The 24,921-nt window shown below is 42.7% G+C and carries 24 protein-coding genes and 1 riboswitch; of the genes, 21 read left to right on the top strand and 3 right to left on the bottom strand.

Annotated features, from left to right (window positions below):
- The first annotated feature begins 157 nt into the window (after positions 1–157).
- From DESYODRAFT_RS19185 to DESYODRAFT_RS19155, 7 genes are all read left to right on the top strand, one after another.
- Positions 158–373: a hypothetical protein gene (locus DESYODRAFT_RS19185; RefSeq protein WP_007785598.1), complete on the top strand. Its 216-nt coding sequence runs from the start codon at positions 158–160 to the stop codon at positions 371–373.
- Between the two features lie 1,059 nt (positions 374–1,432).
- Positions 1,433–2,110 (top strand): response regulator transcription factor, encoded by a 678-nt coding sequence (locus DESYODRAFT_RS19180; protein ID WP_007785597.1) that lies wholly within the window; start codon positions 1,433–1,435, stop codon positions 2,108–2,110.
- Complete coding sequence (locus DESYODRAFT_RS19175; protein ID WP_007785596.1) at positions 2,103–3,164, top strand: HAMP domain-containing sensor histidine kinase; 1,062 nt, start codon at positions 2,103–2,105, stop codon at positions 3,162–3,164. Before DESYODRAFT_RS19180 ends, DESYODRAFT_RS19175 begins: the two co-directional genes overlap by 8 nt.
- An 83-nt stretch (positions 3,165–3,247) precedes the next feature.
- On the top strand, positions 3,248–4,270 hold the full coding sequence (locus DESYODRAFT_RS19170; protein WP_007785594.1) for a hypothetical protein: 1,023 nt from the start codon (positions 3,248–3,250) through the stop codon (positions 4,268–4,270).
- A complete protein-coding gene (locus DESYODRAFT_RS19165; protein WP_007785593.1) occupies positions 4,270–5,187 on the top strand; it encodes an ABC transporter ATP-binding protein in 918 nt (305 codons plus the stop codon). The genes DESYODRAFT_RS19170 and DESYODRAFT_RS19165 overlap by 1 nt, the downstream gene beginning before the upstream one ends.
- Positions 5,172–6,026, top strand: coding sequence for an ABC transporter permease (locus DESYODRAFT_RS19160; protein ID WP_157137321.1), 855 nt, complete (start codon positions 5,172–5,174; stop codon positions 6,024–6,026). Before DESYODRAFT_RS19165 ends, DESYODRAFT_RS19160 begins: the two co-directional genes overlap by 16 nt.
- Before the next feature lie 137 nt (positions 6,027–6,163).
- The gene (locus tag DESYODRAFT_RS19155) at positions 6,164–6,655 is read left to right on the top strand and encodes a CcdC family protein (protein ID WP_007785590.1); all 492 of its coding nucleotides are present in this window, start codon (positions 6,164–6,166) and stop codon (positions 6,653–6,655) included.
- A gap of 11 nt (positions 6,656–6,666) precedes the next feature.
- Here DESYODRAFT_RS19155 and DESYODRAFT_RS19150 read toward each other — a convergent pair whose 3' ends face one another.
- Positions 6,667–7,176 carry a nucleotide triphosphate diphosphatase NUDT15 gene (locus tag DESYODRAFT_RS19150; protein WP_007785588.1) on the bottom strand — a complete coding sequence of 170 codons (510 nt, stop codon included), beginning with the start codon at positions 7,174–7,176 and terminating at the stop codon, positions 6,667–6,669.
- A 139-nt stretch (positions 7,177–7,315) separates the two neighbouring features.
- Positions 7,316–8,266 (bottom strand): alpha/beta hydrolase, encoded by a 951-nt coding sequence (locus tag DESYODRAFT_RS19145; RefSeq protein ID WP_007785587.1) that lies wholly within the window; start codon positions 8,264–8,266, stop codon positions 7,316–7,318.
- A 299-nt stretch (positions 8,267–8,565) separates the two neighbouring features.
- On the opposite strand from DESYODRAFT_RS19145, the gene DESYODRAFT_RS28780 reads away from it, so the two are divergent.
- On the top strand, positions 8,566–8,712 hold the full coding sequence (locus tag DESYODRAFT_RS28780; RefSeq protein WP_007785586.1) for a hypothetical protein: 147 nt from the start codon (positions 8,566–8,568) through the stop codon (positions 8,710–8,712).
- Between the two features lie 135 nt (positions 8,713–8,847).
- On the opposite strand, the gene DESYODRAFT_RS19140 is transcribed toward DESYODRAFT_RS28780, so the two are convergent.
- Positions 8,848–9,774: a DMT family transporter gene (locus DESYODRAFT_RS19140; protein WP_042338862.1), complete on the bottom strand. Its 927-nt coding sequence runs from the start codon at positions 9,772–9,774 to the stop codon at positions 8,848–8,850.
- 489 nt (positions 9,775–10,263) lie between these two features.
- On the opposite strand from DESYODRAFT_RS19140, the gene DESYODRAFT_RS19135 reads away from it, so the two are divergent.
- From DESYODRAFT_RS19135 to DESYODRAFT_RS19080, 13 genes are all read left to right on the top strand, one after another.
- Positions 10,264–10,764 (top strand): DUF6323 family protein, encoded by a 501-nt coding sequence (locus DESYODRAFT_RS19135; RefSeq protein ID WP_007785583.1) that lies wholly within the window; start codon positions 10,264–10,266, stop codon positions 10,762–10,764.
- On the top strand, positions 10,748–12,115 hold the full coding sequence (locus DESYODRAFT_RS19130; protein ID WP_242833489.1) for a DUF6179 domain-containing protein: 1,368 nt from the start codon (positions 10,748–10,750) through the stop codon (positions 12,113–12,115). The genes DESYODRAFT_RS19135 and DESYODRAFT_RS19130 overlap by 17 nt, the downstream gene beginning before the upstream one ends.
- A gap of 165 nt (positions 12,116–12,280) precedes the next feature.
- Positions 12,281–12,392: riboswitch (TPP riboswitch) on the top strand.
- Positions 12,393–12,455: 63 nt separating this feature from the next.
- Positions 12,456–13,754: a phosphomethylpyrimidine synthase ThiC gene (gene thiC / locus DESYODRAFT_RS19125; protein ID WP_007785579.1), complete on the top strand. Its 1,299-nt coding sequence runs from the start codon at positions 12,456–12,458 to the stop codon at positions 13,752–13,754.
- A gap of 39 nt (positions 13,755–13,793) precedes the next feature.
- Positions 13,794–14,594, top strand: coding sequence for a hydroxyethylthiazole kinase (gene thiM, locus DESYODRAFT_RS19120; protein ID WP_007785577.1), 801 nt, complete (start codon positions 13,794–13,796; stop codon positions 14,592–14,594).
- A complete protein-coding gene (gene thiE, locus DESYODRAFT_RS19115) occupies positions 14,585–15,211 on the top strand; it encodes a thiamine phosphate synthase (RefSeq protein ID WP_007785576.1) in 627 nt (208 codons plus the stop codon). The genes thiM and thiE overlap by 10 nt, the downstream gene beginning before the upstream one ends.
- Positions 15,212–15,223: 12 nt before the next feature.
- Positions 15,224–16,015 (top strand): bifunctional hydroxymethylpyrimidine kinase/phosphomethylpyrimidine kinase, encoded by a 792-nt coding sequence (thiD, locus tag DESYODRAFT_RS19110; RefSeq protein WP_007785575.1) that lies wholly within the window; start codon positions 15,224–15,226, stop codon positions 16,013–16,015.
- 60 nt (positions 16,016–16,075) lie between these two features.
- On the top strand, positions 16,076–16,207 hold the full coding sequence (locus DESYODRAFT_RS29620) for a hypothetical protein (RefSeq protein ID WP_282433037.1): 132 nt from the start codon (positions 16,076–16,078) through the stop codon (positions 16,205–16,207).
- A 269-nt stretch (positions 16,208–16,476) separates the two neighbouring features.
- Complete coding sequence (locus tag DESYODRAFT_RS19105; RefSeq protein ID WP_007785574.1) at positions 16,477–17,631, top strand: DUF4317 family protein; 1,155 nt, start codon at positions 16,477–16,479, stop codon at positions 17,629–17,631.
- A 377-nt stretch (positions 17,632–18,008) separates the two neighbouring features.
- On the top strand, positions 18,009–19,574 hold the full coding sequence (locus tag DESYODRAFT_RS19100) for an FAD-dependent oxidoreductase (protein ID WP_007785573.1): 1,566 nt from the start codon (positions 18,009–18,011) through the stop codon (positions 19,572–19,574).
- Positions 19,575–19,821: 247 nt separating this feature from the next.
- The gene (locus tag DESYODRAFT_RS19095) at positions 19,822–21,618 is read left to right on the top strand and encodes a sigma-54-dependent Fis family transcriptional regulator (protein ID WP_007785572.1); all 1,797 of its coding nucleotides are present in this window, start codon (positions 19,822–19,824) and stop codon (positions 21,616–21,618) included.
- 361 nt (positions 21,619–21,979) lie between these two features.
- Entirely contained in the window at positions 21,980–23,323 is a 1,344-nt protein-coding gene (locus DESYODRAFT_RS19090) for an acetyl-CoA hydrolase/transferase family protein (RefSeq protein ID WP_007785570.1), read from the top strand.
- A 72-nt stretch (positions 23,324–23,395) separates the two neighbouring features.
- A complete protein-coding gene (locus tag DESYODRAFT_RS19085) occupies positions 23,396–23,599 on the top strand; it encodes a hypothetical protein (protein ID WP_007785568.1) in 204 nt (67 codons plus the stop codon).
- A gap of 72 nt (positions 23,600–23,671) precedes the next feature.
- Positions 23,672–24,901, top strand: coding sequence for a thiolase family protein (locus DESYODRAFT_RS19080; RefSeq protein WP_007785566.1), 1,230 nt, complete (start codon positions 23,672–23,674; stop codon positions 24,899–24,901).
- Positions 24,902–24,921 lie beyond the last annotated feature (20 nt).

Raw genomic sequence — 24,921 nt, 5'->3', positions numbered from 1 at the left:
ATTTAAGCCCGTTTCTATATTAATAGCCCTGTAAGTCCATCACTATAAGCTTTGGCTTTCAAGTATTGTTCATGATTTTTCTTCTCTGTAGTATCATTAATTATAATAACAGAACCAATTTTGTCTTGGCCATCTATAAGCAATGGAGATACAGAGATTGAAGGAGCAACTGACGTCTCTTGAAAGAGAAACTACTCAACAAAGGAATGAATTACAACAGAATAACGAATATGTAAACAAATTGAGAACTGAACTTAAATTATTAAATAGACAATTGAACGATAAAAATAGAGAGCTAGTAGCTATAAAGATTGAAAATGAGCAGCTAAAGAAATCTTATTGGTATAAGTTATCAAAAATATTTAAACGATAAATGTTCACTTGAACACCCAAAAAGATTTTAGATTAAGTATTTAATGTTACATTAAACATTATCTAAATAGAGGATACATATGTTAAGGAAGAAAAATTCTGAGAAATTTAAAAGAATATTGTATTTGTTTTTTAAATTTCATTAACTACATGAAGTGTTCCATAATGGTGAAAAATTGAGATTGGTCTATTATGATAGCTGCCGCCCATGCCGCTGCGCAGCATCAGCAGAGGATGAAAATAAGAGTACTCTCTGGTCGGGCAGCTTCGCCACATCCGTGCAAGATTAGTTAATTCGTGCGAAGACAGTGTCTGCGTACCGCAGCATTCCGAGGCTCGTCCACTCGCCGATGCGGGAGCTACCTTCAGCGGATAAGTATTCTTTGGAGATTGCCGCTTCGGCGAAACTGTATCCTACGCCGGTAGGGATTCCTTAAGGGATCACGGCTTCGGCGATACTCTCCGCTGGAGACTATCGTACCGGACACTTTCGTGCCAAACCTCCGGGTAATACCTGATGTGAACCCGTGGCGACCTGTCCCCGCACCGTCTTGTGGGCTTTTACCACCTCTCCATGCAATGGGTTCGCTTCTGTGGACGAAACTGCCCTACTTGCGGGTCTGGGGATTCTTCTGCATGGCTTTGAAGTCTTTTAATTTTTAAGAGTAGACCCCCATGCCGCTGCAGCAGCACTATAATTAAGAATTTTGCCGAGCATGTAGGATGTTTTTGCTGAGCTTCCGAGTGTGTCAGAACAAGCCCCTTGATCATTGTTGAACAAGTTACTAACCTAAGCCCTCGGCATCAGCCGAGGGCTTAGGTTGTTGCTGGAATAGTCATTCATGTATGGCACTTGTGATTTGGGCACATTCAAGTCACAAGATTAAGTTACACTTATCAAGAGATGAATTTAGAAAAGGATTTAGAACTATGAATAATCGTCCGGTAAAAGTGAAAATAACAAACTATTAGATCAATGCAGATTCAATGCAGATAGTCGAAAAAAAGGCTAAAATAAACCCAAATAATAAGCATGTAATCGTCTGAAAGAAGGTTTGTCATGTTTCAAATATTGGTCGTCGAGGATAATAAAAGCCTGCTTATGTTAATGAAGGCCCGTTTGGAACAAGCGGGCTATAAAGTTTTGCAAGCTGAAAACGGTCAGAAAGCTCTCCAAATTCTTGAAGAGCATCATGTGGATTTAATGATTAGTGATATAATGATGCCCCTTATGGATGGTTTTGAACTTATTGAAAGCCTTAGGGAAGCCAATTTTAACCTGCCTATTTTAATGGTGACAGCTAAGGAAGGGTTTGAGGACAAAGAAAAAGGTTTCAGATTGGGTACAGATGATTATATGGTCAAACCCATCGATATGAACGAGATGATTTTGAGGGTAGCGGCTCTGTTGCGGCGGGCTAAAATTAACAATGAACATAAGATAGTTATCGGTGAACTCATCCTGGACTATGACAATTTAAGCATCAATGGGCCGGATCTTCAGATTGAATTGCCCAAAAAAGAATTTCTGCTGCTTTTCAAATTGTTAAGCTATCCAAAGCGAATTTTTACAAGGCAGCAGCTTATGTCGGAAATCTGGGGGCTGGATACGGATATAGATGAACGAACGGTGGACAGCCACATTAAAAAGCTTCGTAAAAAGTTCGAGGACAGACCGGAGTTTAAAATCGTCACAATTCGGGGACTTGGTTATAAGGCGGAAAAGATCCATGATTAAAACACTGTCAAATTCAATTCGCGCCAAAGGAACCTTGATTGCCATTGGAATCTTGTTTTTCTCCTGTTTGGTTTCCTTTGCTCTGATGACGCTACTTTTCTTAGTGCTCTTCCATGGCGACCTGAGTATCAGCGAAGCCCACTCGGTTTTTGGCCGGTTCATGTTCGTAACCCTGATTTTATGTGTGGCCTTAGGTGGCTCATTATTATACTTTGCCATTCGGAAAATTTCCGACCCTATTATTCGGATCAGCAATGCAGCTAAAGAAGTTGCTAAGGGGGATTTTTCGATAAAGATGGATTATAAGAGCAATGATGAGCTAGGTATTTTGGTTCAAAATTTTAACTTGATGACCACAGAACTCGGTAATATGGAGTATCTCCGGAAAGATTTTATTAGCAGCGTATCCCATGAGTTCAAAACCCCTCTTGCCTCTATTCAAGGCTTTGCTGAAATGCTTCAGGATAAGGATTTATCGGAAGACGATTTTCAAGCTTACACAACCATTATCATTGAGGAGACAAAGAGATTAAGCCATTTAAGTTCCAATATGCTGCGCCTTTCGAAACTGGACCATCAATTTATTCCTGAGAGAACAAAATCCTTTTCCTTAGATGAGCAGATTCGGCGGACAATTGTCCTTTTGGAGGAAAAATGGTCTAAGAAAAATTTAGAACTCAACATAGATCTTGATGAAATAGTTTACACAGGTGATGAAGACCTGATCCAACAGATCTGGTTGAACTTGATCGAGAATGCTGTTAAATTCTCTGCAGAATCGGGAACTATTTTTATTCAGGCGAAAAAAACTCCCGACATGGTCGTTGCGGAGATTAAGGACCAAGGGGTTGGGATATCCAACATCGATCAAGGACGAATCTTTGAAAAGTTTTTTCAAGGGGATAAATCCCATTCCAAAGAGGGCAGCGGTCTTGGTTTAGCCATTGTAAAAAAGATCGTGGAAATTTATGACGGAGACATAAGCTTCACAAGTGAAATAGGCCAAGGGACAACCTTTGTCGTCAAATTGCCCTTAAAGAAGCGGGAGTCTTAAAGGATTAAGATGAGGTCACATTGAGGACATATTTTTAAGGTAAAAAGAGGAGAGCAAACTAATAAAGGAAAGGATTGAATGGTATGAAACGAAAAATTTCCATCTTAGCTTCATTAGCGCTTGTGTTGGCACTTATTACCTTTGTTAAACCGGTGCAAACCTTAGCGCTGGATACTCTATCGATTTTCCGCGTAAACAATGTGAAAACCCTTGAAATTACCATTGCGGACCTGCAAGAAGGTATGCAAACACTTTCTAATCTGAAAGAAGCTTTCAAAGGAAAGACATTTGAACACAACTCTCTGATTAACGTTGTTTCAAAATCACAGCATCAAGTAACAAAACTGAACGCGGCTGAAGAGTTTGAGGCTTTCAAACTTCGTTTGCCGCGTGAATTGGCAGATCAAACCCCTGAGATCACAGCGCTGGATTCGGGTAAAATGACCTTCACGCTAAATGTGGATGCCGGCAATCAACTGCTGAAAGCGGTTAATAGCCCGAAACTCCTTTCCAATAATCTGCAAAATGTCGAAATGTCCGTGGTATCTTCGGCGGCTGCCTTCGCAAACTATGGGGATGTGCTATTCGTAGCAACTCAGAAATCCTACTTAGATGCGCCCCAGGCTGCAAAAAGTGAATTGCGGGATGTCATGTTGGATATGCCGTTAATTCCTGTGAATCTGCGCCAACAACTTGCCGAAATCGATGAGGATAGTTCGGATATCTATCTTCCTGTCCTGGTTGGTTTTGGAAGAGAAGTGGATTTGGGCGGGAAAAATGGTTACATTTACACATTGTCTGATTTGAAAGGACTTACTGAAACTATTCCCCAGGATATGATAGCCCCGGGATCGCATAGTCAGGCTCTGAAAGGCTTACAAGATAAGTCCCAGGTCGGGATGGATGAAATGAGCCAAAAACTGATGAGCAAATATGGTGAAGAAAAATTGGCTGCTCTGAAAGAAGCACATAAGATGGCCATGGAAAAAATGCCTGATCTGGAGAACGCTTCAGTGCTGATTTGGACTAAAGATGGCAATTTGTATAGTTTAATTGGTAATAAGACGGATGCCGAGCTGGTGAAAATCGCCGGGAGTGTTCGTTAATGATTATCGAGACACATGCTTTGACTAAAACCTATGGCAATAAAACGGCATGTGACAATATCAACCTTGCAGTAGATGCCGGGCAAGTCTATGGATTCCTGGGCCGTAACGGCGCCGGGAAAAGTACTTGTATTAAGATGTTAACCGGTCTTGTGTTTCCCACATCCGGAAGCGGCACTGTATTAGGCAGGCCCCTTGGGGATGTTTCCGCGAGAGAAAAGATGGGTTACCTCCCTGAACTCTTTCGATACCAGGATTGGATGACAGGGTTGGATCTGCTCAATTTCCACGCTCAATTAATCAGATTGAAAAATAAAAAGGATCAAATTGCCAGAGTCTTGAAGCTGGTAGGTCTTGAAGGGCAAGAAAAATACAAAGTGGGTTCGTATAGTAAAGGAATGCAGCAACGCATCGGGTTAGCCTGTGCGCTGCTGCCTGATCCACAACTGGTTTTCCTGGATGAACCGACATCTGCTCTGGATCCAATTGGCCGTAAAGATGTCAGAGACATTATCGTAGCTTTAAAAAATGAAGGAGCAACTGTCTTTCTAAACAGTCATCTTTTAAGTGAAGTAGAAGCAGTTTGCGACAGTGTTACGTTTATTCATAAAGGGACCGTTGTCAGATCCGCACGGATGGATGAGCTGCTCATGAATAAGATTTCCTTAACTATTCGGGCCAAGGGCATAAGCGACGATTTGTTGTCAGGGATAAATAATCAGCATGAATCCTTGCAAATACTAGCTGATGGCAGTCTAACCGTTTCTTTAACCGATTACGAGGAGATTCCTGCTCTGGCAGCGGCACTTATTGCAAATGGTGCGACACTTTATGAGTTAACACCCCATCGGGAGACGCTTGAAACGGTGTTTATGCAGATCGTGGGGGAGGAGGGAGCACCATCGCTGCCATATTAATCACAACCCTTAAGGAAGCCATTCGTAAAAAAACCTTTATCGTAATGGGTGTTGTCACCTTTTTGTACTTGGTATTCTGGACCTTAATGCTCAATTATTTTCCCAACTCATCCGTGACTCATGGAATGGGAAATCAATTCAGACCCTTTGCGATCCAAATGGTTACCAAAATGGGGTTTCAATTTTCTGCTATGTTAATAGCTTTGCTGACGATTATGCTTGGATCGGGTGCCATTGCCTCGGAACTGGAGTCCGGATTAATTCAAGGGATTCTCTCTCGTCCGATTCACCGCTATCAGTATATTCTTGGCAAACTCGGCGGACTGATGATTTTAGCCTGTACGTACGCGACGCTGCTTTTCTCATTAATTCTGGTCATCGGAGCCTTATTTGGGTTGAGCACCATAACCAGTCTGACGTTCTCTCAAATCCTTACAGGATGGCTGCTCTATCTTTTGCTGCCGGTCGCAGTCCTTTGCCTGACATTGTTTGGATCTGTGTCTTTAAAAGCAGTATCCAATGGAATCTTAATGATCTTTATATACATTTTAGGGAATGTTGGCGGAATGGTCGAGATGATCGGACAGTACGTGAATAATAACTCGGTGATTGGGACAGGAATTTTTATTAGCCTGGTTTCCCCTTTCCAAACGATTTATAGCACGATGGAACGGGTCATGGTTCCTAATTCTCAACTTGCGGCAAGTGCAATGTCAGCAGCCAGTTTATCCGGCAGCGGCAAACCGGCAAGTGTCTGGATGTTTGTATACATTGCTGTCTACATGCTCGGATTTGTGATGTTAGCGATCCGGAAATTTTCGAATAAAGATATCACTTAGAACAGGTCTATAAATTAAATAGCCAGACAAAAAAGCTAACTATCTCTTTACGTCTGCAAAAATATAACTCTTTGCTTGATTATAGAAGCAAAGAGTTATATTTTAATAGGGGTACAACTGAAGGATAGAAGGGTTTAATGATGTTAACAAAACAGTTTTTAGTCATTGCATCAATCGTAGTGTCATTGTTAATGGTTGTTGTCGTCAATTTAGTACGGCTGAGAAACACAAAAAAACCGGCAGCCGCCAGAACGATCATTTTGCCGCCGCTTTTCATGGCTACCGGCGCGGGTATGTTTATCCTGCCAATGTTTAGACCAACATTACTTGAACTAATAAGTTCCGTTGTCATGGGAATGCTTTTCTCGATCATTTTAATTAAAACGTCTAAATTTGAAATTCGTGACAACCAGATCTATCTCCAAAGATCAAAGCTGTTTTTAGCAGCCTTGATAGGCTTAGTCGCTTTAAGAATGACCGGAAAGATTGTCCTTGCGGAGACCATCAATATTGATCCCGCGCAAATGAGTGGTATTTTCTTTATCCTTGCCTTTAGCATGATCCTGCCGTGGCGCATTAGCATGTTTATGGAGTTCAGAAAATTAAAGAGACAACTGGATAATAAGTAATCTTGGGTTTATCAAAATATCAATCCCTTATTAACAAGAGCATCTAATACTTTGATATCTGTAGGAAAGGCAAGCACTATATTTTGTGCTTTAATCTCTGCACTTGAAAAGAAATCTAATGCTTCGATATCATCTCCGGGAGCTATATCCCCTTGGTAGGCTTCCGCTAAAAACCATATTCCGACAGTATGCTGAGCCGGATTATGGAAATTTGAATGTATGTCAAATACCGTACCTAATTTAATCTCCAGATTGGTTTCTTCTTTGATTTCCCGAATCAAGGCTTCTCTGGCATCCTCGTAATACTCCACATATCCGCAGGGAATACACCACATATCCCGATAGCTTGAATTTCTTCTCCCCAAAAGTATCTTTTTGTCACGGATAATGATCGCAGCAACTCCTACAGCAGGATTCTGATAGAATACTCTATTGCAAGTCAGACATTTCGGTCTGCTGAGGGAAAGCGTCTCTTTTGCGGATAGCTTTCCGCCGCAATGGGGGCAAAATTTGTACCGCATGTTGGCTTCAAAGCTCCTTAACTCTTCTGAATTCAGTTTTTCCACCTGCCTTTTAACCAATCTAATTCTTTATCCACTAAGATATCAATTGAACGTTGTAATTTCAATTTAAATTTGGCCTGCTTAACATTGAGGCAGGTCAGTATCCAAGCAACTTATGCCCGGCGAGAAATCCCTTGACTTTACTGACATATTCCTCCTTATTGGTAAGATAAGACATTGCATGCTCCGCACCAGAAGAGATATATAGTTCTTTCGGGCCTTTTTTGCTTAAGTATAATTCTAATGACATAGAGGCTGGTATGAAGGTATCATTACTGCCATGGATAAACATTATGGGGGTTTCAATATCGCTGATTACAGTGATTGGGGATACTGCATGAAGTGAAAAGTTTGACTTAGTTAAGGCAATAATATTTGCATAAAATAAGATAAATGCTCCGGAAAGCCGGAAACTGGGCCGTAAATTACCTGTGAGTTTAATATTCATTAAATCCCATAAATCTGAATAGGGGCAATCTACTACGTAAAAATCGACAGACCTTCTTGTTTGATCCAACTCTGCTTGAAGCAGGGCAGTAACAGCCCCTAAAGATTCTCCGTGCACGCCTATAATCCCATTTGGGTTAACCAATTTGACCCAATTTACTACGTTGTTGAGGTCGGTCTTTTCAAAAAAACCAAGAGTTATGTCTTTCCCTCCGCTATGGCCATGCTTTCGTGAATCATAGGCTAAAACATTAAAGCCCATGTCAATATACATATCTGAATATTTCATGGCTTCCCACCGGTCAGCACCTATGCCATGAACTAAAATTACAGTGTTATTGGTCGGTTCAGGATTTAATATATATGTACCGGAAAGCTGATAATCAAAATCTGATTCAATCCACAATTTATTGGACTGCAATTGGGTAAATCTCTCATAATTGAAGCTGGTTTTATAATACTCAAGCCCTGTAGTTGCCGGATTTATATTTAGCATGCAGACTTTCTGGTAATATTGATTACCGATATTGATTCCAACAATATTTGTAATAATTACAAGAGCAGTAAGAATTACAATCCCCGCTTTATAGCTAGTCTTCATATAATCATCTCACTATTTTATCTAGGTCACTCAATAGCGGCACCAAGTATTTTTGAAGTTTGATATTGTTACAGTTCTTTAATTGTATTTCCTTATGGTGATCTATTATATTCAAAGAGCCTTGATATTGAGATTATCCAGGGTCCGATTCTAATTCCTGATCATTCTGTTAAGGTAGTGTTTGCTATTTAAACCTTTTCTATAAATAATAATGAAAGGACAATGGTATAAATTGTCGTGTTAGAAATTTGCCTTTTGCAGAAACTAAATTCAGATTTTAGAGTAAAGGAGATTAAAACATGGCAACCTTAGGTAAAAGCAGAAATACGAATTTCTTGCCATTGGGAAATACTCCCAAACCAGGTATAATAACACCTAAAACAAAAGTGATTGCGAAAAAGACGGATATACCTACTAATGAAAATACAGATCCTACTCATGGTTAAGGGTTCATTAAATGCATCACCCCACCGACACATTGTCAGTGGGGTGATTTTTTGTGTGGCTATTTCAGATAGTCTGCTTATAACCGGAGCAATCCATTCGCTTGCCTGCCCAACTCCTTTACCCTACTCTTTTGTCTACTTGCTATTCAGCGTATGGCTTTTATCAGAAAACGTCCGCCGAAGGGCTCCCAACTCAAAATTAATGATTAATATAGCCAGAATTGTTATTATCCCGCCGATAAGCTGGATGGGCAAAACAGTTTCTTTCAGTATCAGGTAACCGCTGAGGACCCCAACGACGGGAATCAGATTTAAGTAAATGGTCGTCAATGCCACATCCAAACGCTTCAAGGCGTAGTTATATAATAAATAGGCTATACACGAACAAAAAATTGCCTGAAACAAAATATTGACGAAAGCTATAAGAGAAAACAATGCCCATTCTTTATACTCGATGAGTGATAAAGGGATAAAACACAGGGTTCCAAAGATGGTTTGGTAAGTCGTTAAAAAAAACCCTGAATATTTTTCTTGAAGCGTCCTGTTAATCAACGTGAAAAATGCCCATGACAGCATGGCAGCAATCATCAAAATATTTCCGACAAAATGAGCGGAATTCAGTTCAACCTTACCATTGGCAGTAACGGCAAGGTAAGAGCCCACTAGAGCTATGGTAACCCCCGCCAGCTTTATCAAGGATATCCTGCCATGAAAGAACAGTACATCCAAAGTGATTGTAATAATTGGAACGACCGAAACGATCAGGACAGCATTGGTTGCTGTGGTGAGTTTGACTCCGATGTTTTCAAAAATGAAGTAAATGGTGATGCCAAAAATTCCGCCTAAAAACATTTTCGGCAGATCAGACTTATCCAGCTTCGTCTGAGGTTCAACTCTGCGGATCATTATCCCGAGTATTAAGGAGGCTATGGCAAAACGAATAAGTGCCATGGTAATAGGGGGAATTTCAGCAACTGTTACCTTAATGCTGACATAAGATATTCCCCAAATTATTATGACAGCAACCATTGCTATATTGGCCTTTAAAATATCCTTCATCATAATTCCTCTTTTCTATGGGCTGCAACTGAATCGACAAAATCCATTATACTATATATTGCTATCTAGTTGCTGAATTTTAAGTAATTTTCAACAAAAAGCTAATCTTAACTTAGGTTTCATCTGCGGAATAGGACAAGAAAAGGCCCTTCAAAACGATGTTTGAAGGGCCTGAAAACGCCATTATGAGCTGCCGCAGATAAATGGCAAAAACTCTAGTGTTATAGGTAAATAAACAATTAGCAAAAGCGCCGTAAATGGCAATCGGATATAGGAATATTGACACTTGAACCAGCAAAAAGGGAAAAGGAGGGAAAGTTGCCCAAAAGAAAAGACAAACAAAAGAATGTTGTCTTTTGTTTGTCTTTTTAACTTAAAAATGATAAGGTATACAGTGAACTATGTAAAATATCCATATAACTACAACTATATCATATCATAAATTCAGTTACATGTCAACCTTTTTGTAAAATTCTTTTGGGGGTGCCGCTATTGTCTTTTGAAATAATGACTCTATCCTCAGGACTAATCCAAAAACAAGCGGTGGCAGAACTTGAAAAATGTAATGAATTTACCGCTCAATTCGGATTGACATTATCTAATTACGATGCTGTTGAATTAGTTGAAACTCGTACTCTGGCCTTGAAAAACAATGGGCGAATCGAATTCGGAGGAGGAGTCATAGAAAAAATAATCCGGGAATTTTATAACTCTCCTTATCTTTCGATGCACAATTATGCAGAATCCCTCCATGACTTGACCGATATGTTTTATTTTTACAAAAACGAAACTCTTGAGCTCATGAGTGACGACGATCTTATAAAATTTATGAAAAGAAAGTTTGATGGTATATGTAAGGGCTCCCTGGAACTGCTTTCGGGACGTGAGCTTGCAAAAATGGCACGGAACGTACGATTCGGGTACGATCCTGAACACTCGGAGGATTGTACGTCTGAGGAGAACCATGAGGAGGATAATGATGCTGAATATTGAAAAACGACAAATCATTAACCCTAACAATTTAAGCGGTGAATTCTATTTTACTTCAATTCTGGCAGAAGTCTATGCCAACCAGCTCATGAGCAATTCCGAAATTGAAACTATTCAAATGCAGTGCTTAAAATTTCTGGCCAATAAAGTTGAAAGGTACAACTGTGGCGATAGTAGTTCAATCAAAGTGGAAACCGCCGAAAGTATTATGAAATCCAACCTCTATACAATAGGTATTTATCTAAAATCCTTCCCCGATGCCGACAGCGCAGTCAAGGCACTTAAATCAGCCGGCATTCCGGAAATGTATCAAAAAGGAAGAGCTTTAATCAATGCCAAAATACATTCTTCTAAGCATATTTATGAACAAGTTAAAGGTAATAAAATAATGACCTTAAACTATACCTATAACCAGACACTTGATGATACGGGCATTGGCAGTTTTTTTATGTCCTACGATCCCGATTATGCAGCTCATGAAGTAGCGGCGTCCTTTGACTACCAGCTTTGTAATCCAATAACAGATTTAACCGGAATCGAGTATATTCAAAAATACCTCGACAACTTACTTCTCGAAAATCGATTTTGCAGCTATTTTGACCCGGAAAAGATTCACCATCTGCTTAGCGGATATGATGAGGGATACCAGGACTTGTTAATTAATATTTTTGAACAAGTGATGACGGCGGCAATCGGATGTATTCTTACAAACCGCAAGGTTGTAGAATTAGCCCTTTCCAAAGAAGAAGTCCAAGGTTTGAATTACAACCTTTTAAAGGATGACGATTCTTTACTTACTTTGAAGATTTGTCAGGCATCTGAAAAAGTGCTGAAAGAGTTAAAGGTTACAAGTCTTTTACTGAAAAACTACGTTGATCGAAGCTTGCCAAGAATCACAGCAACTATCCTTAATGCAGTCAGGACAAAAACTCTCAGTAAAACTTTCGTAGCTCCTGTTAATCCAGACCTTAAACCTAAAATACAGTTTATATCCGGAGAGAAAATGGATGATAAGGAATATCGCAAATTGATTGATGAATTGTTAATATGCCGGTATTCATCGGATAAGCTTGCCCTTATTAAAGAAAAGGTTCGATCCTTTGGAGATATGGAAGATATTCTTTTAGACGCTGAGTTAAGCGGAGAAGAAATTACCTCAGTTCTTAGTATCCTTGGGGATGTCGAGATCGCCGCACTGATCAGAAAGTATCCATTCAACTCAGAGATTGAAGCAGTCGATTTATCTGAACCTGAACGGGCCTTAAGGTCATATTTAAGACGTTATTTTCAGCTAGTCGGGTCAGAACAGCAGGAGCGGATTTTGGAAATTTCCAATCAGCTGCATCGTTTCTGATTAAGGTGCCGATTGAACAAAAGCATAATCATAACCTTCGACAGAAATGAGAGAAAAATATAGATAATCAACCAGTACATCGGGTAAATAATTAGGACATGGACCCGGTTATAGCAGCTTGATACTTGCCAATTATTATGATAGAATCCTCTCAACGATAAACTGAATAGTTCCTGGGGGTGCCGAAAAGGTCGGCTGAGATTAAGGACTGATGAATCCTTTGACCCTTTAACCTGATCTGGGTAATGCCAGCGTAGGGAAGGTGGACAGATAGCGTTAGCTTATAGAACACAGACCTGCACGGGTCTGTGTTTTTTAAATTAGAAAGGTGTGAATATCAGTGACTCAATTAGAAGCAGCCAAAAAAGGAATCGTCACGGAGCAGATGTCAAAAGCGGGTGAGTTAGAAGGGATCAGCGGGGAAGAACTCAGGCAGAAGATTGCCTCAGGTGAGGTGGTTTTGCCCTGCAACATAAATCATAAAAACATACGCCCAATTGCTGTTGGCAAAGGATTGTCAACAAAAGTCAATGCCAATATCGGAACTTCCGATGCTTACCCGGAATTAGCTAAGGAAATGACGAAACTAGACGTCGCGATTCAGGCCGGTGCCCATTCTATTATGGACTTAAGTACAGGGGGAGATATTGATCTGGTCAGGAAAAGCATTATCGAAGCCTGCCCGGTCATGGTTGGAACGGTTCCTTTATATCAAGTATTGGTGGATACTCAGAAGACAGGCAGGGGTTTAGTAGAAATGACGGCCGATGATATTTTCACCGGCATAGAAAAACACTGCCAGGATGGAGCGGATTTTATCACAGTTCATTGTGGGGTTACGATGGACGTGATCAACGAACTCAAAGAAAAGGGCCGGGTCATGGATATCGTTTCCCGGGGAGGTTCCTTTATCACGGCTTGGATGCTCCATCATCAGAAACAGAATCCGCTCTTTGAGCAATATGACCGGCTTTTGGAAATGGCCTTAAAGTATGATGTGACCTTAAGTTTGGGTGACGGGCTCAGGCCCGGTTGTCTGGCTGATGCCACGGATGCTCCGCAGATTAAGGAATTGATCACCTTGGGAGGGCTGGTAAAACGTGCCTGGGAGGCTGGAGTACAGGTTATGGTAGAAGGGCCCGGACATGTCCCTTTAAATCAGATAACCGCGAATATGCAGCTGGAAAAGACCCTTTGTCATAATGCACCTTTCTACGTTTTGGGACCCTTGGTTACCGATGTGGCCCCGGGATATGATCATATCACCTCAGCTATAGGGGGAGCTATTGCCGCTTCCAGCGGAGCAGATTTCCTGTGTTATGTTACACCGGCTGAACATTTGGGTTTGCCAACTGAAGAGGATGTTAAAGAGGGGGTTATCGCTGCCCGGATCGCAGCACATGCAGCAGACCTGGTTAAAGGGGTCAAAGGAGCGTGGGAGTGGGATCTCAAGATGGCAAAAGCCCGCAAAGCGCTTGATTGGAAAAAACAAATTGAGCTGTCGATTGATCCCGAAAAAGCCGCCAAAATGAGAAAGGATAAAAACGATGACGATCAGGAACGCTGCACCATGTGCGGAAAGTTCTGTGCCTATCAGTTGATAAGTGAGTATATGGGGACCAGTTTCACAGGCTGTTAGGTATCTTCGTATAAATTAAAAGGTGAAAGGGTGACCATTATGAATCATAAACTAATAGAATGCCTGAAAGCCGTTAGACAAACAACACCCCTTGTTCAGGCGATTACCAATTACGTGACAGTCAATGACTGTGCCAATATCCTGTTGGCAGCCGGGGCCTCCCCCGCTATGTGTGAAGCTTCCGATGAAGTTTTTGAATTTAGTCAGATGGTTAATGCTCTCTATCTCAATGTCGGCACCCTGACGAAAGAACAGGAAATGTCCATGTATCTTGCGGTTCGGGGAGCATCTCTTAAAGGGAATCCGATCATTCTGGACCCGGTAGCCTGCGGGGCGATTCCGCGTAAAAAAGAGACCATTGAGAGGCTGCATAAATTCGGTCAATTTACGGTAATCAAAGGGAATCTAGGTGAGATCAAAGCCCTGGCGGGAGTTGAGGCTAAAGTGAGAGGGGTCGACTCTCTGGACGAAGGAGAGGATGGTTTAGAGTCCTGTAAAAAACTGGCGCAGGAATACGGGTGTGTCGTGGCCGCAACGGGTAAAACAGACATCGTTACCAACGGTCAAAGAGCTTGCCTGATTGAAAACGGCACGGAAATACTGACCCGAATCACAGGTGCCGGCTGTATGGCCGGGGCTCTGGTTGCGGGATTCTGCGGGGCAAATAATGATGCTTTCCTATCAACGGCTGCGGCACTGCTTACCATGAGTATAGCCGGCGAATTGGCTCAGGAAGCACCGGGAGGGGATTTGCCCGGGACGTTCCGGGTACACCTGATTGACCAGATCAGCCTTATGGATGAGGAAGCTCTGAAACGGGGGCGGGTACAATGGCTGTAGACTATACCCTGTATTTAGTGACGGATCGTAAGCTGGTTGGTTCCAAGGATTTTTTAACATCTGTAAAAAGAGCACTGGAGGGAGGGGTAACCCTTATCCAGCTTCGGGAAAAGGATGCCGGCTCCAAGGAGTTTTACGAGCTTGGGCTGCAAGTCAAAAAAATCGCGGCAGAATTTGGAGTGCCGCTGATTATCAATGACCGGGTGGATCTGGCCCTTGTTCTTGATGCCGACGGTGTGCATATTGGCCAAAACGACTTGCCCATAGAGCATGTAAGACGCATGATCGGCAAAGATAAGCTGTTAGGGTATTCCGTTGCTAATCAGGAAGAGGCTGTCTACGGAGAAGCGATGGGAGCGGATTATTTGGGAGCAGGCCCGGTATTTCCTACCGGCAGCAAAAAGGATGCCTCGGAACCGATTGGTTTAGAGGGGCTGAAAACCATCAAGCAGTGTGTAAACATTCCGGTTGTAGGAATCGGCGGCATAGGGACAGCCAACCTGAGCCAGCTTAAAAGCATAGGCATTAATGGGATCTCGGTGATTTCAGCGATCCTAAGCGAAGAAGATCCATATTGTGCAGCAAGGGAACTGAAGAATTTATGGAAAGATCATTGAGGAGGGAAAACCATGAAAAATCTCTTAACGATTGCGGGCTCGGATTCCAGCGGAGGAGCAGGTATTCAGGCGGACCTCAAAACCTTTGCTGCTTTAGGGGTTTATGGGATGAGTGTTATTACAGCGGTTACGGCTCAAAACACCCAGGGTGTAGAACGGGTTGAGGAGATAAGCAGAGAGATGGTTAAAGCCCAAATTGATGCCGTCTTTAATGATATCCCCGTTGATGCCGTTAAGATTGGGATGGTATCTAATCCTGAGATCATTCAGCAAATCGCCTTATCTTTAAAGGACTGGAAGGCCATAAATATTGTGGTAGACCCAGTGATGGTTTCCAAAAGCGGTTATCATCTGCTGAAACCTGAAGCCATTGAAACACTGAAGAAGGAGCTCCTTCCTTTGGCCAGGGTGGTTACGCCCAATTTGCCAGAGGTGAAGGCTATGCTCGGTTGGGAAGTGACAGACGAAGAAAGGATGGAGTCAGCTGCCCAAGAAATCTTTTCCTTAGGCCTGGAAAGCGTTCTGATTAAAGGCGGGCATTTAGAAGGGGCAGCAAATGACCTTCTTTTCGATGGAAAAGATCTAACCTGGTTTAAGTCCCCGCGCCTCAATAAGAAAAATACCCATGGAACCGGATGTACCCTCTCCGCGGCTATCGCCGCACATTTAGCCTTGGGTTATGATTTAATGACAGCTGTCGAAAAATCAAAATCCTATCTTTCAGGAGCTATCGAGCATTCATTTCCCCTAGGCCATGGAGTAGGTCCGGTACACCATTTTTACCGCTTCTTTAAGGAGTTGTAAGCCTTTGAAAAATCCAGGGACCCCAGAGAAAGGGCAGCTTCGCCCACAGAAGCGAACCCATTGCATGGAGAGGCGTTAAAAGCCTACAAGCCGGTGCGGGAAGACGGAGCCACGGGTTCACATCAGGTATTACCCGGAGGTTTGGCGGAGTCCCGCACCGGCGAGTGGGCCAGCCTCGGAATGCTGCGGTAAGCGGATGTGGGCGAAGCTGCCCGACCTGGAAGAACTCTCTTTTTCATCCTCTGCTCCGCCAATTGAGCCACGCTAGCCTGATGATAATTCTGGTTAACGGCTTTCCGCCACGATTTATGTTTCTTAAGAGGAAATGAAGGGAAGACGGCGAATAATGTACACATAACATGGAATTTGTAGGTATAACTCGAAATTCCATCAATGCTTAAGTTTAAACAGAGATCCAGAGGCGGAGGCTTCTGCCTAAGGTAAATAAGGGAGACAGATGAATGAATAAGGAAGATATTGCCGGTATTCGCAGAGAATTAAAGATTAACAACTCAAAGTTAAACTTACAAGAAATTTGCAGCTATTATGTAAAGCAAGAAAGCAAAGACATTCTTTGTTCGGAAGAATTGTATTTCGATATGATGGATGAAGAAAAGAAAGAGTTATACTTAAAAAACTTCAAGAAGGTATTATCAGGAAAGATTGACTCTAAAATTTTTGAGTTAGAGTTCAAAGATAATAAACTAGGCGAAAATATAACTCAAAAACATCTGCTTCATACCTTGCAGACCAAGGATTTTAGAGATGCTACTCTAACAATCGTCAATAGAATTTTAGAAGAAACCTGCGAAGGTTATGATAAAGATTTTATGATCACCTTCGTAAGAGGAGAGGTTTATAAATCGGCCAGAAGGGAAAATAATGAGCTTGATGATGAAAAAGCCTATACCTTGGGATTTTTTATAGGGAGTATTTGTCCGATTATTATCCCTAAAAAGTCGCTCAAATTTGACTTTGAAGAAAGAGGATTCAAAACAAGTGTGCCGATGAATGTGACCATCAATACCGAGGCTCCTTATGAGGGTTTTATGTTTCCTGCCTTTAGTGAGGATGCAGCCGAGACCGATAAAGTTGTCTATTATACTCAAAAGGAGAACAAGCCCAATCCGTTGTTTGTGGAAAATATCCTTGATTGTGCCTTCAAGTCTACAGCGAAAGCTGACAAAGAGCGTTTTTTAGAAGTTGTTCGTGAGGTTGTAGGAGGAGAAATCGAGCCGGAAGTTGTTTCGAATATTTATGAGGAGCTTGGTCGCCGGCTTGACGCAGAAGCTGAAAGCGGAGAAGTCTCTCTGATCGGTTTGAACGATATAGAGAGAATTTTAGAGCATAGCGGTATTGACACCGGGGATAAGCTTAGAACCTCGTTTCTGGAAGTTATGGGAGCAGAAAACTACGAGTTCAAAGCTTCAAGCATTACCCCTAATTATGGCACGAAGTCGATAAAAATTGATAATAATACGGCAGCGATTACGATCGACCCTCAAGATATAAAAAATGTTAAGCAAGTAACTAAGGATGGTATAAGATACTTGATGATTCGGATTGATGATACGGCCACCCTTGATGGCTTTGACTTAGTAACTGAGGAACTATAACGGAATAAGGAGAGGATTAAGTGATTCTTAGCTTCAGATGGAGTTTGCCCAAGAGGAATACTTACTCCAGCTGAAGCTTAGAAGAACTTATCCAGGGACGTAGCAGCCGTTATCTCATCCTCACCGCTAAAGTTGTTCTGTCTAGTTTGCGGTTCGGCGAAAGCAACCTGCGCCGTTAAGCTTTTCTTTGGAGCAGGCGGCTTGGGCGAAACCCTCACCCGGGTTTCGTCACTGGATGCTTTCGTACTTATAGAAGATGGGAGTTTTACGGCTGGCAGTCATCGGATAAAATCAAAGATGTAAAAGTGGATATTTCGATGTCCGGCGGCAAAAGATAAATACTAGTTTGCAGATTATGGGTAATTGGAGGAACTAGTATGAAAACTGTGGAGCAAAGGCATTTTGAAAACCAACCTCAATCATTTTGGATGGCATCGACTTCCAGTCTAGGTTATCCATCCTTAAATGAGGATTTAAAGCTTGATGTGGCAATAGTCGGAGGCGGTATTACCGGTATATTATGTGCGTACCTGCTTAGTAAAAAAGGATTGAAAATTGCTGTTCTTGAAGCGGATCGTATTTTGCAAGGCACAACAGGGCATACCACGGCAAAGATTACCTCACAGCATGGGCTGATATATAGTAAAATCAAGAATCAATTAAGTGAGGAATTGGCAAAGCAATACGCGGAGGCCAATGAATCGGCGATTCGGATGATTAAGACGATAGCGGAAGAAACTAAAATTGAGTGTGATTTTCTTCCCCAGTCCGCGTATGTTTATACATTACAGGATAACTATGTTGATAAAATTCAAGACGAAGCCGATGTCGCCGCCGCTCTTGGCATAAAAGCCAGTTATCTGGAAGAAATACCTTTGCCCTACCCTATTAAAGCCGGGGTACGTTTTGAGGATCAGGCTCAATTTCATCCGCGCAAATTTTTACTGGCTCTTGCTGAGAAGATTACCCATGATGGGGTTCAGATTTTTGAACAAAGCAGGATTGTAGACATTGAAGAAGATGGCGGTTATGTATTAACTACCAATCAGGGAAAAAAGGTTATTGCTGAAAAGACGATCATTGCTTCCCATTATCCTTTCTACAACAAGCATGGATTATATTTTTCCAGACTATACCCGGAACGGTCCTATGTCCTGGCTATAAAGGCAAAGGAGAGTTATCCCGGCGGCATGTATATCACCGCAGAGGATCCTGGCCGGTCACTCCGCAGCCAATCATCTGATAAGGGAGAATTGATACTGGTAGGCGGTGAGCATCATAAAACAGGCCAGGGAGAGGATACAACCAAGCATTACGAAGCTTTATTAAAGTTTGCTGATGAAACCTTCAGCGTTGAAGATATTCCCTACAGATGGTCTACTCAAGATTGTATGACTCTGGATGGACTGCCTTATGCGGGGCATTTCACCTCAGATACTCCCAATTTATATATTGCAACCGGCTATGGCAAATGGGGAATGACTAATAGTATGGTTTCCTCAATGATATTAAGGGACCTGATCATTGAGGGAAAGAGTGCCTGGCAGGATGTTTACAACCCTTCACGAGAAACTATATTAGCTTCTGCCAAAAGCTTTATTGTTGAAAATCTGAATGTTGCAGAGGAACTGATCAAGGGCAAATTTTCTTCCCTTCCAAGCGATGCTGAAATCAGGCCGGGTGAAGGGAAAATAATTGAAGCCAATGGACAAAGATCCGGCGCCTACCGGGATGGACAAGGCACACTGCATGTGGTAGATACAACATGTACACATATGGGGTGTGAATTAAACTGGAATTCGGCTGAAAAATCATGGGATTGCCCTTGTCACGGCTCAAGGTTTTCTTGCGAAGGAGATGTAGTCGAGGGCCCCGCTCTAAGACCTTTAGACATACATAATAATGTAAATACTATAGAAAAACTCATTACGGATGATTTCTAGCGAGAATAAAGCAAAAAGGCCAGGGGATTGATCCAGGCCGATTACAAGAACTATCTCTCTCATTCAGGGAGGTAGTTCTTTCTGTGTTTAATTCTAAAGAACGGGAGTCCCATTTGCGATGTAAATTATAGATCTAGCAGGGATAAACAAAAAAGTAGAGAATATTTAGATAATACAAATAACCTGCTTAAAAAGACATTACTTAGTGGTGTTTTATTGATTTATACTAATGAAAGGGGGATGCGGGGTGGATCATTTCTCAGTAGATAGCATGATTGCACTGGATTTTCCCAAGGTTTCCGTTGAGAGGGAGATTTCTAAGGTTTACGAAGAATTTGGCCACACGTCAGCTTATGTTTATGTGGTAGACAAAGATGGATTATTAGTTGGGCTGCTTGATCAGTCAGCTATGATACAAGCCGGAACAGATGAAAACCTGCAAAAACCTGCGGGAGAGCTTATGTGTAAAGCGCCAAAGTGTCTCGCCTCCGGCAGCACACTTGAGGAGGCGGTTTCTTATTTCTCCGCACATCAAATAACCGAAGTTCCGGTTATCGACGAGGCGGGACGGATGATTGGATTGCTAAAGGTTTGGCCGCTGCTTGATTACCAGGCAAGCAAGCTGAAAATGATCGATTCAGAGCTTAACGAATCCAAGAGGCTCACAGCGACCTTGGAAGCGGTAATAGAAAATCCGTATGAAGGCTTAGTCGTAGTTGACGAAAATAGCCGTGTGATTATTATTAATAACTTCTATTTAGAGGCTATTGGCATAACCAGGGAGCAGGCTCTTGGACGACATATTCGCGAGCTGACCCCGCATTCGGAACTTCCGGACATTGTGCGTACAGGAAAGGCTCAATTTGTAGATTACTGGAAAGTCCGGGATAGGGATTTCATGATTATACGGGCACCGATTAAAAGAGATGGAAAGACAATTGGTGCAATGGGCAAGACACTTTTTAAAGATATGGGGCTGGCTCATGTCTTTGCCCGGAAACTGGCCCAAATGGAAAATGACTTGAAGTTTTATAAAGAGGAGTTGCGAAAAATCCACAGCGCGACCTACACTTTTGAGGATATTGTGGGAGAAGATATAAAAATGACATCAACCATATACTTAGCGAAACGAGTGGCTCGAGCAAGCTCTACCGTTCTCTTGACAGGAGAGAGCGGAACCGGAAAGGAGTTGTTCGCCCATGCTATTCATAATGACGGCGCGCGTCGCTATAGCCCGTTTATAAAGGTTAATTGTGCCGCAATTCCGGAACAGCTCCTGGAATCGGAGTTGTTTGGCTATGCAGAAGGGGCCTTTACCGGGGCGTGCAAAGGTGGTAAACCTGGTAAATTCGAACTGGCAAACCACGGTACTATCTTTTTAGACGAGATCGGGGATATGAGTCTAACCATGCAGGCCAAGCTTTTGCGTGTGATTCAGGAACGGGAAATTGAAAGGGTAGGCGGAACGCAAACATTCAAAATCGATGTGCGTATTATTACAGCGACTAACCGCAAATTAGACATAATGGTTCAGGAAGGAATGTTTCGGGAAGACCTTTTCTATCGGTTAAATGTCATAGTTCTTGAATTGCCGTGTTTACGTGAAAGGCCAAGCGACATTCGCTTACTGGCAAATTATATGCTGACTAAATTAAAACAGAAACTAGAGACGGGTGTGAAAGGAATTTCTCAAGAGAGCATGCAGCTATTACAAAATTATAGTTGGCCGGGTAATGTACGGGAACTGGAGAGTGTCTTGGAACAAGTAATGAACATAGTTGATGAGCCGTTCATTTTGCCCGAACATTTACCGGCGCGGATACCACATTCCAAAACGGCAGCGGAGGAGACTCAGAGCATGGAAAAAGGCCGTTTTGAGGAAGGAGTAAAATGTGCTGAGAAAGAGCTGCTGGTTGACGCTTTGAAGCGTTCTAAGGGCAATAAGTCCCAAGCGGCAAAAATCTTGGGAATTCACAGATCGGTTATGTATAAGAAATTAAGAAAACATGGACTTGGTGGTATGACTTTGTCCCAGGAATATTAAATTCAAACATTATACTGATACTTATGGTGGTTCCTGATCGAGACAAAGTGTCCTTTTGGGGAACAGATTATCTCAAAATAGAGACACTATCAGCATGATTTTGTAGGGGCGTTGATTATTTGCAGATAGGATTGACTGCTAAGGCCGGGGATTTCCCCGGCCTTAGCAGTTTTCTTAAAATATTATGAATAATTCTGAAAGTTGGATTTATTCTTGCATATTAAATGACAAAGGCAACCGTCCTTGATTGGCATTTTAGCAAAGTAGGAGATGGGCACCTTGCCAAGAAGACCGGCAAAGAATTCTTAGGTGTTCTTAAGGATGACGCAGCCGGTTGGAAAATAATTAAAGGGGGATTAACGTGGATTATAAGAGTGAATACCTGAGGAAATTGGTGACTGCTGACGAAGCAGTCAAGGTTGTAAAATCCGGAGATTCTGTTCATTACGGCGAATTCGTGATGGTTTCCCATGTTTTAGATGCTGCTTTAGCTAAGAGAAAAGATGAATTGGAAGGAGTTAACATTAGAACGGTTACCTGTCCCTTTCCGCCGCAAACTGTCTTAAATGATCCGGAGAGAAAGCATTTTATTTATAATGACTGGCATTTCAGTGGAGCCAGCAGAAAGCTCCACGATAAAAATTTATGCAACTATAGTTCGCTGACCTATCACGAAGGACCCAGCTTTTTTGAGCGCGGGTATGTTCCTGTCGATGTAGCCATGATCAAGGTCACTCCACCTGATCAACACGGCTTTGTAAACCTGGGTACGTCTAATTCGATCACCCATGCCCTCTGTGATGCCGCTAAAGTAGTTATTGCCGAAGTCAATGAATCTGTACCAAGATGTATGGGTGGATCAAGAGAGACCTTACATGTATCTGAAATCGACTATTTTGTCCAGGGAGACAATAAACCCCTAATTCAGCTTCCCGCAACACCCATATCCGAGGTTGATAAAACGATTGCTAAGATTATCCTGGAGCAAATAAACGATGGCGCTTGCCTGCAGTTAGGGATTGGAGCCATGCCGAATGCCGTTGGCGCAATGATTGCTCAATCAGATTTAAAAGACTTAGGTGTTCATACTGAAATGCTGGTAGATTCCTTTGTGGATATGTATGAAGCCGGAAGAATTACGGGTTTGCGCAAACAACTTGACAAAGGCAAGATGGTCTATACCTTTGCCATGGGAACCAATAAACTTTATGATTTCTTGAATAACAATCCAGTATGCGCAAGTTATCCGGTCAGTTATACCAACGATCCTGACACCATTTGTCAAAATGATAATATGATCTGCATTAATAACGCCATAGAAGTGGACCTCTATGGTCAGGTCGCGTCAGAGTCATCAGGAACCAGACAAATTTCAGGAACCGGCGGCCAGTTGGATTATATATACGGGTCTTATAAATCAAAAGGTGGTAAGGGGCTGATTTGCCTTACCTCGACCTTCGTTGACAAGGATGGCAAGCTGAGATCGCGCATCAAGCCGACTTTGACTCCCGGGGCAATTGTTACCGTACCGAGAAGCATTAACTATTATGTAGTCACTGAATACGGTATGGCAATGCTCAAGGGCAAGAGCACCTGGCAAAGAGCCGAAGCCTTGATAAATATTGCTCATCCTGATTTGCGGGATGAACTGATCAAAGAAGCAGATGCCAATAAGATTTGGATAAGATCCAATAAACGATCCTAAAAAATACCCAAAAACATTCAAAGAATCTGTAGGCTTCAGAGGAAGGCAGCTTCTCGCACAGGAGTGAACTCATTGCATGGAGAGGCGGTAAAAGCCCACAAGCCGGTGCGGGGAGACGGAGCCACGGGTTTACATCAGGTACTACCCGGAGGTTTGGCGGAGTCCCGCGCCGGTGAGTGGGCGAGGCTCGGAGTGCTGAGCGAACGGATGTGCGAGAAGCTGCCCGACCCAAAAGACCTACTTTCATCCTCTGATAGTGCCGCCTCAGCGGCATGAGGATCTATCCTAAAAACCCCAGCCCTTGAAATCCAAGGGCATTCTAACAATTAAAGAGAGGTAACATTTATTATGACGATTGAACTTAATGAAGTTGTAATGGTTAGCGCCTGCAGAACGCCTATTGGCGCTTATGGAGGTTCGCTTCAACCTGTACCGGCCAACGAATTGACTAAGATTGCTGCTTCCGAGGCTATCAGGCGTGCAGGAATTGAACCTAAACAGATCGATGAAATCGTGTCCGGCATGTGTTTAGGCCATGGCAATGGTTCATGCCCGCCCCGTATCGTAGCCATGGAAATAGGTATGGATCCCAAATCAAGTGCGTCCATGGTTAACCAGAACTGTGCATCGGCAATGAGGGCACTGGAAATCGCGGCCATGAAACTGCAGCTGGGTAAATACGATATAGCACTGGTAACCGGTACGGAAAGCATGAGCAATATTCCCTACATCTCTACAACCGCCAGGTGGGGGGCAAGAATGGGGGATATTAAACTTCAGGACGCCATGCTGGCAGATGGATTGGTATGTCAGCTGGCCGGTTCCCACATGGGCGGAACAGCTGAGAATATTGCTGAACAGTATGGAATAACCAGAGAAGAATGTGATGAGCTGGCACTGCTCAGCCACCAGAGGGCTGTAAGGGCCATTGACGAAGGTCGCTTTGAGAGAGAAATTGTTCCTGTTCCGGTCAAAAAGGGCAAGAAAGAATACGTTTTCAAGCAGGACGAACATCCTATCAGGGGAGCAAGTCTCGAAAGTATGGGGAAACTGAAAACCGTCTTCAAAAAAGACGGAGTTGTAACTGCCGGCAACGCTTCCGGTCTTAATGACGCAGCAGCTGCCGTAGTGCTAATGACTAAGAGAAAAGCTGAAGAACTAGGGATTAAACCCCTGATGAAACTCATAAATATTTGTGATGAAGGGGTAGAAGCAAGGGTTATGGGCTTAGGCCCGGCTGTTGCTATTCCGAAATGTCTGAAAGAGGCGGGAATGAAGTACGAAGACGTTGATTACTGGGAAATCAACGAAGCCTTCGCAGCCCAAGTTATTGGTGTTGGCAAGAAGATTAAAGATGAAGCAGGCATTACGTTGAACATAGGCACTTTTGAGCAGGACGGAAACATCAACACCAATGGCTCAGGAATTGGCCTGGGGCATCCTGTGGGGGCTACCGGACTCCGTATCATTGTCAGCCTTTACTATGAACTGGAGAGACTTGGGAAAAACGTCGGCGGCGCTTCCCTTTGCGTAGGCGGAGGGGCTGCTATGGCTTCTCTATGGACTCGGGAGATATAGAGCTTCTTATACCGGAGAGT

Origin of the sequence: Desulfosporosinus youngiae DSM 17734, from assembly GCF_000244895.1 — a bacterium.
GTDB lineage: Bacteria > Bacillota > Desulfitobacteriia > Desulfitobacteriales > Desulfitobacteriaceae > Desulfosporosinus > Desulfosporosinus youngiae.
Note: the sequence above shows the minus strand (reverse complement) of the source record. Positions and strands in the feature narration are given on the sequence as shown.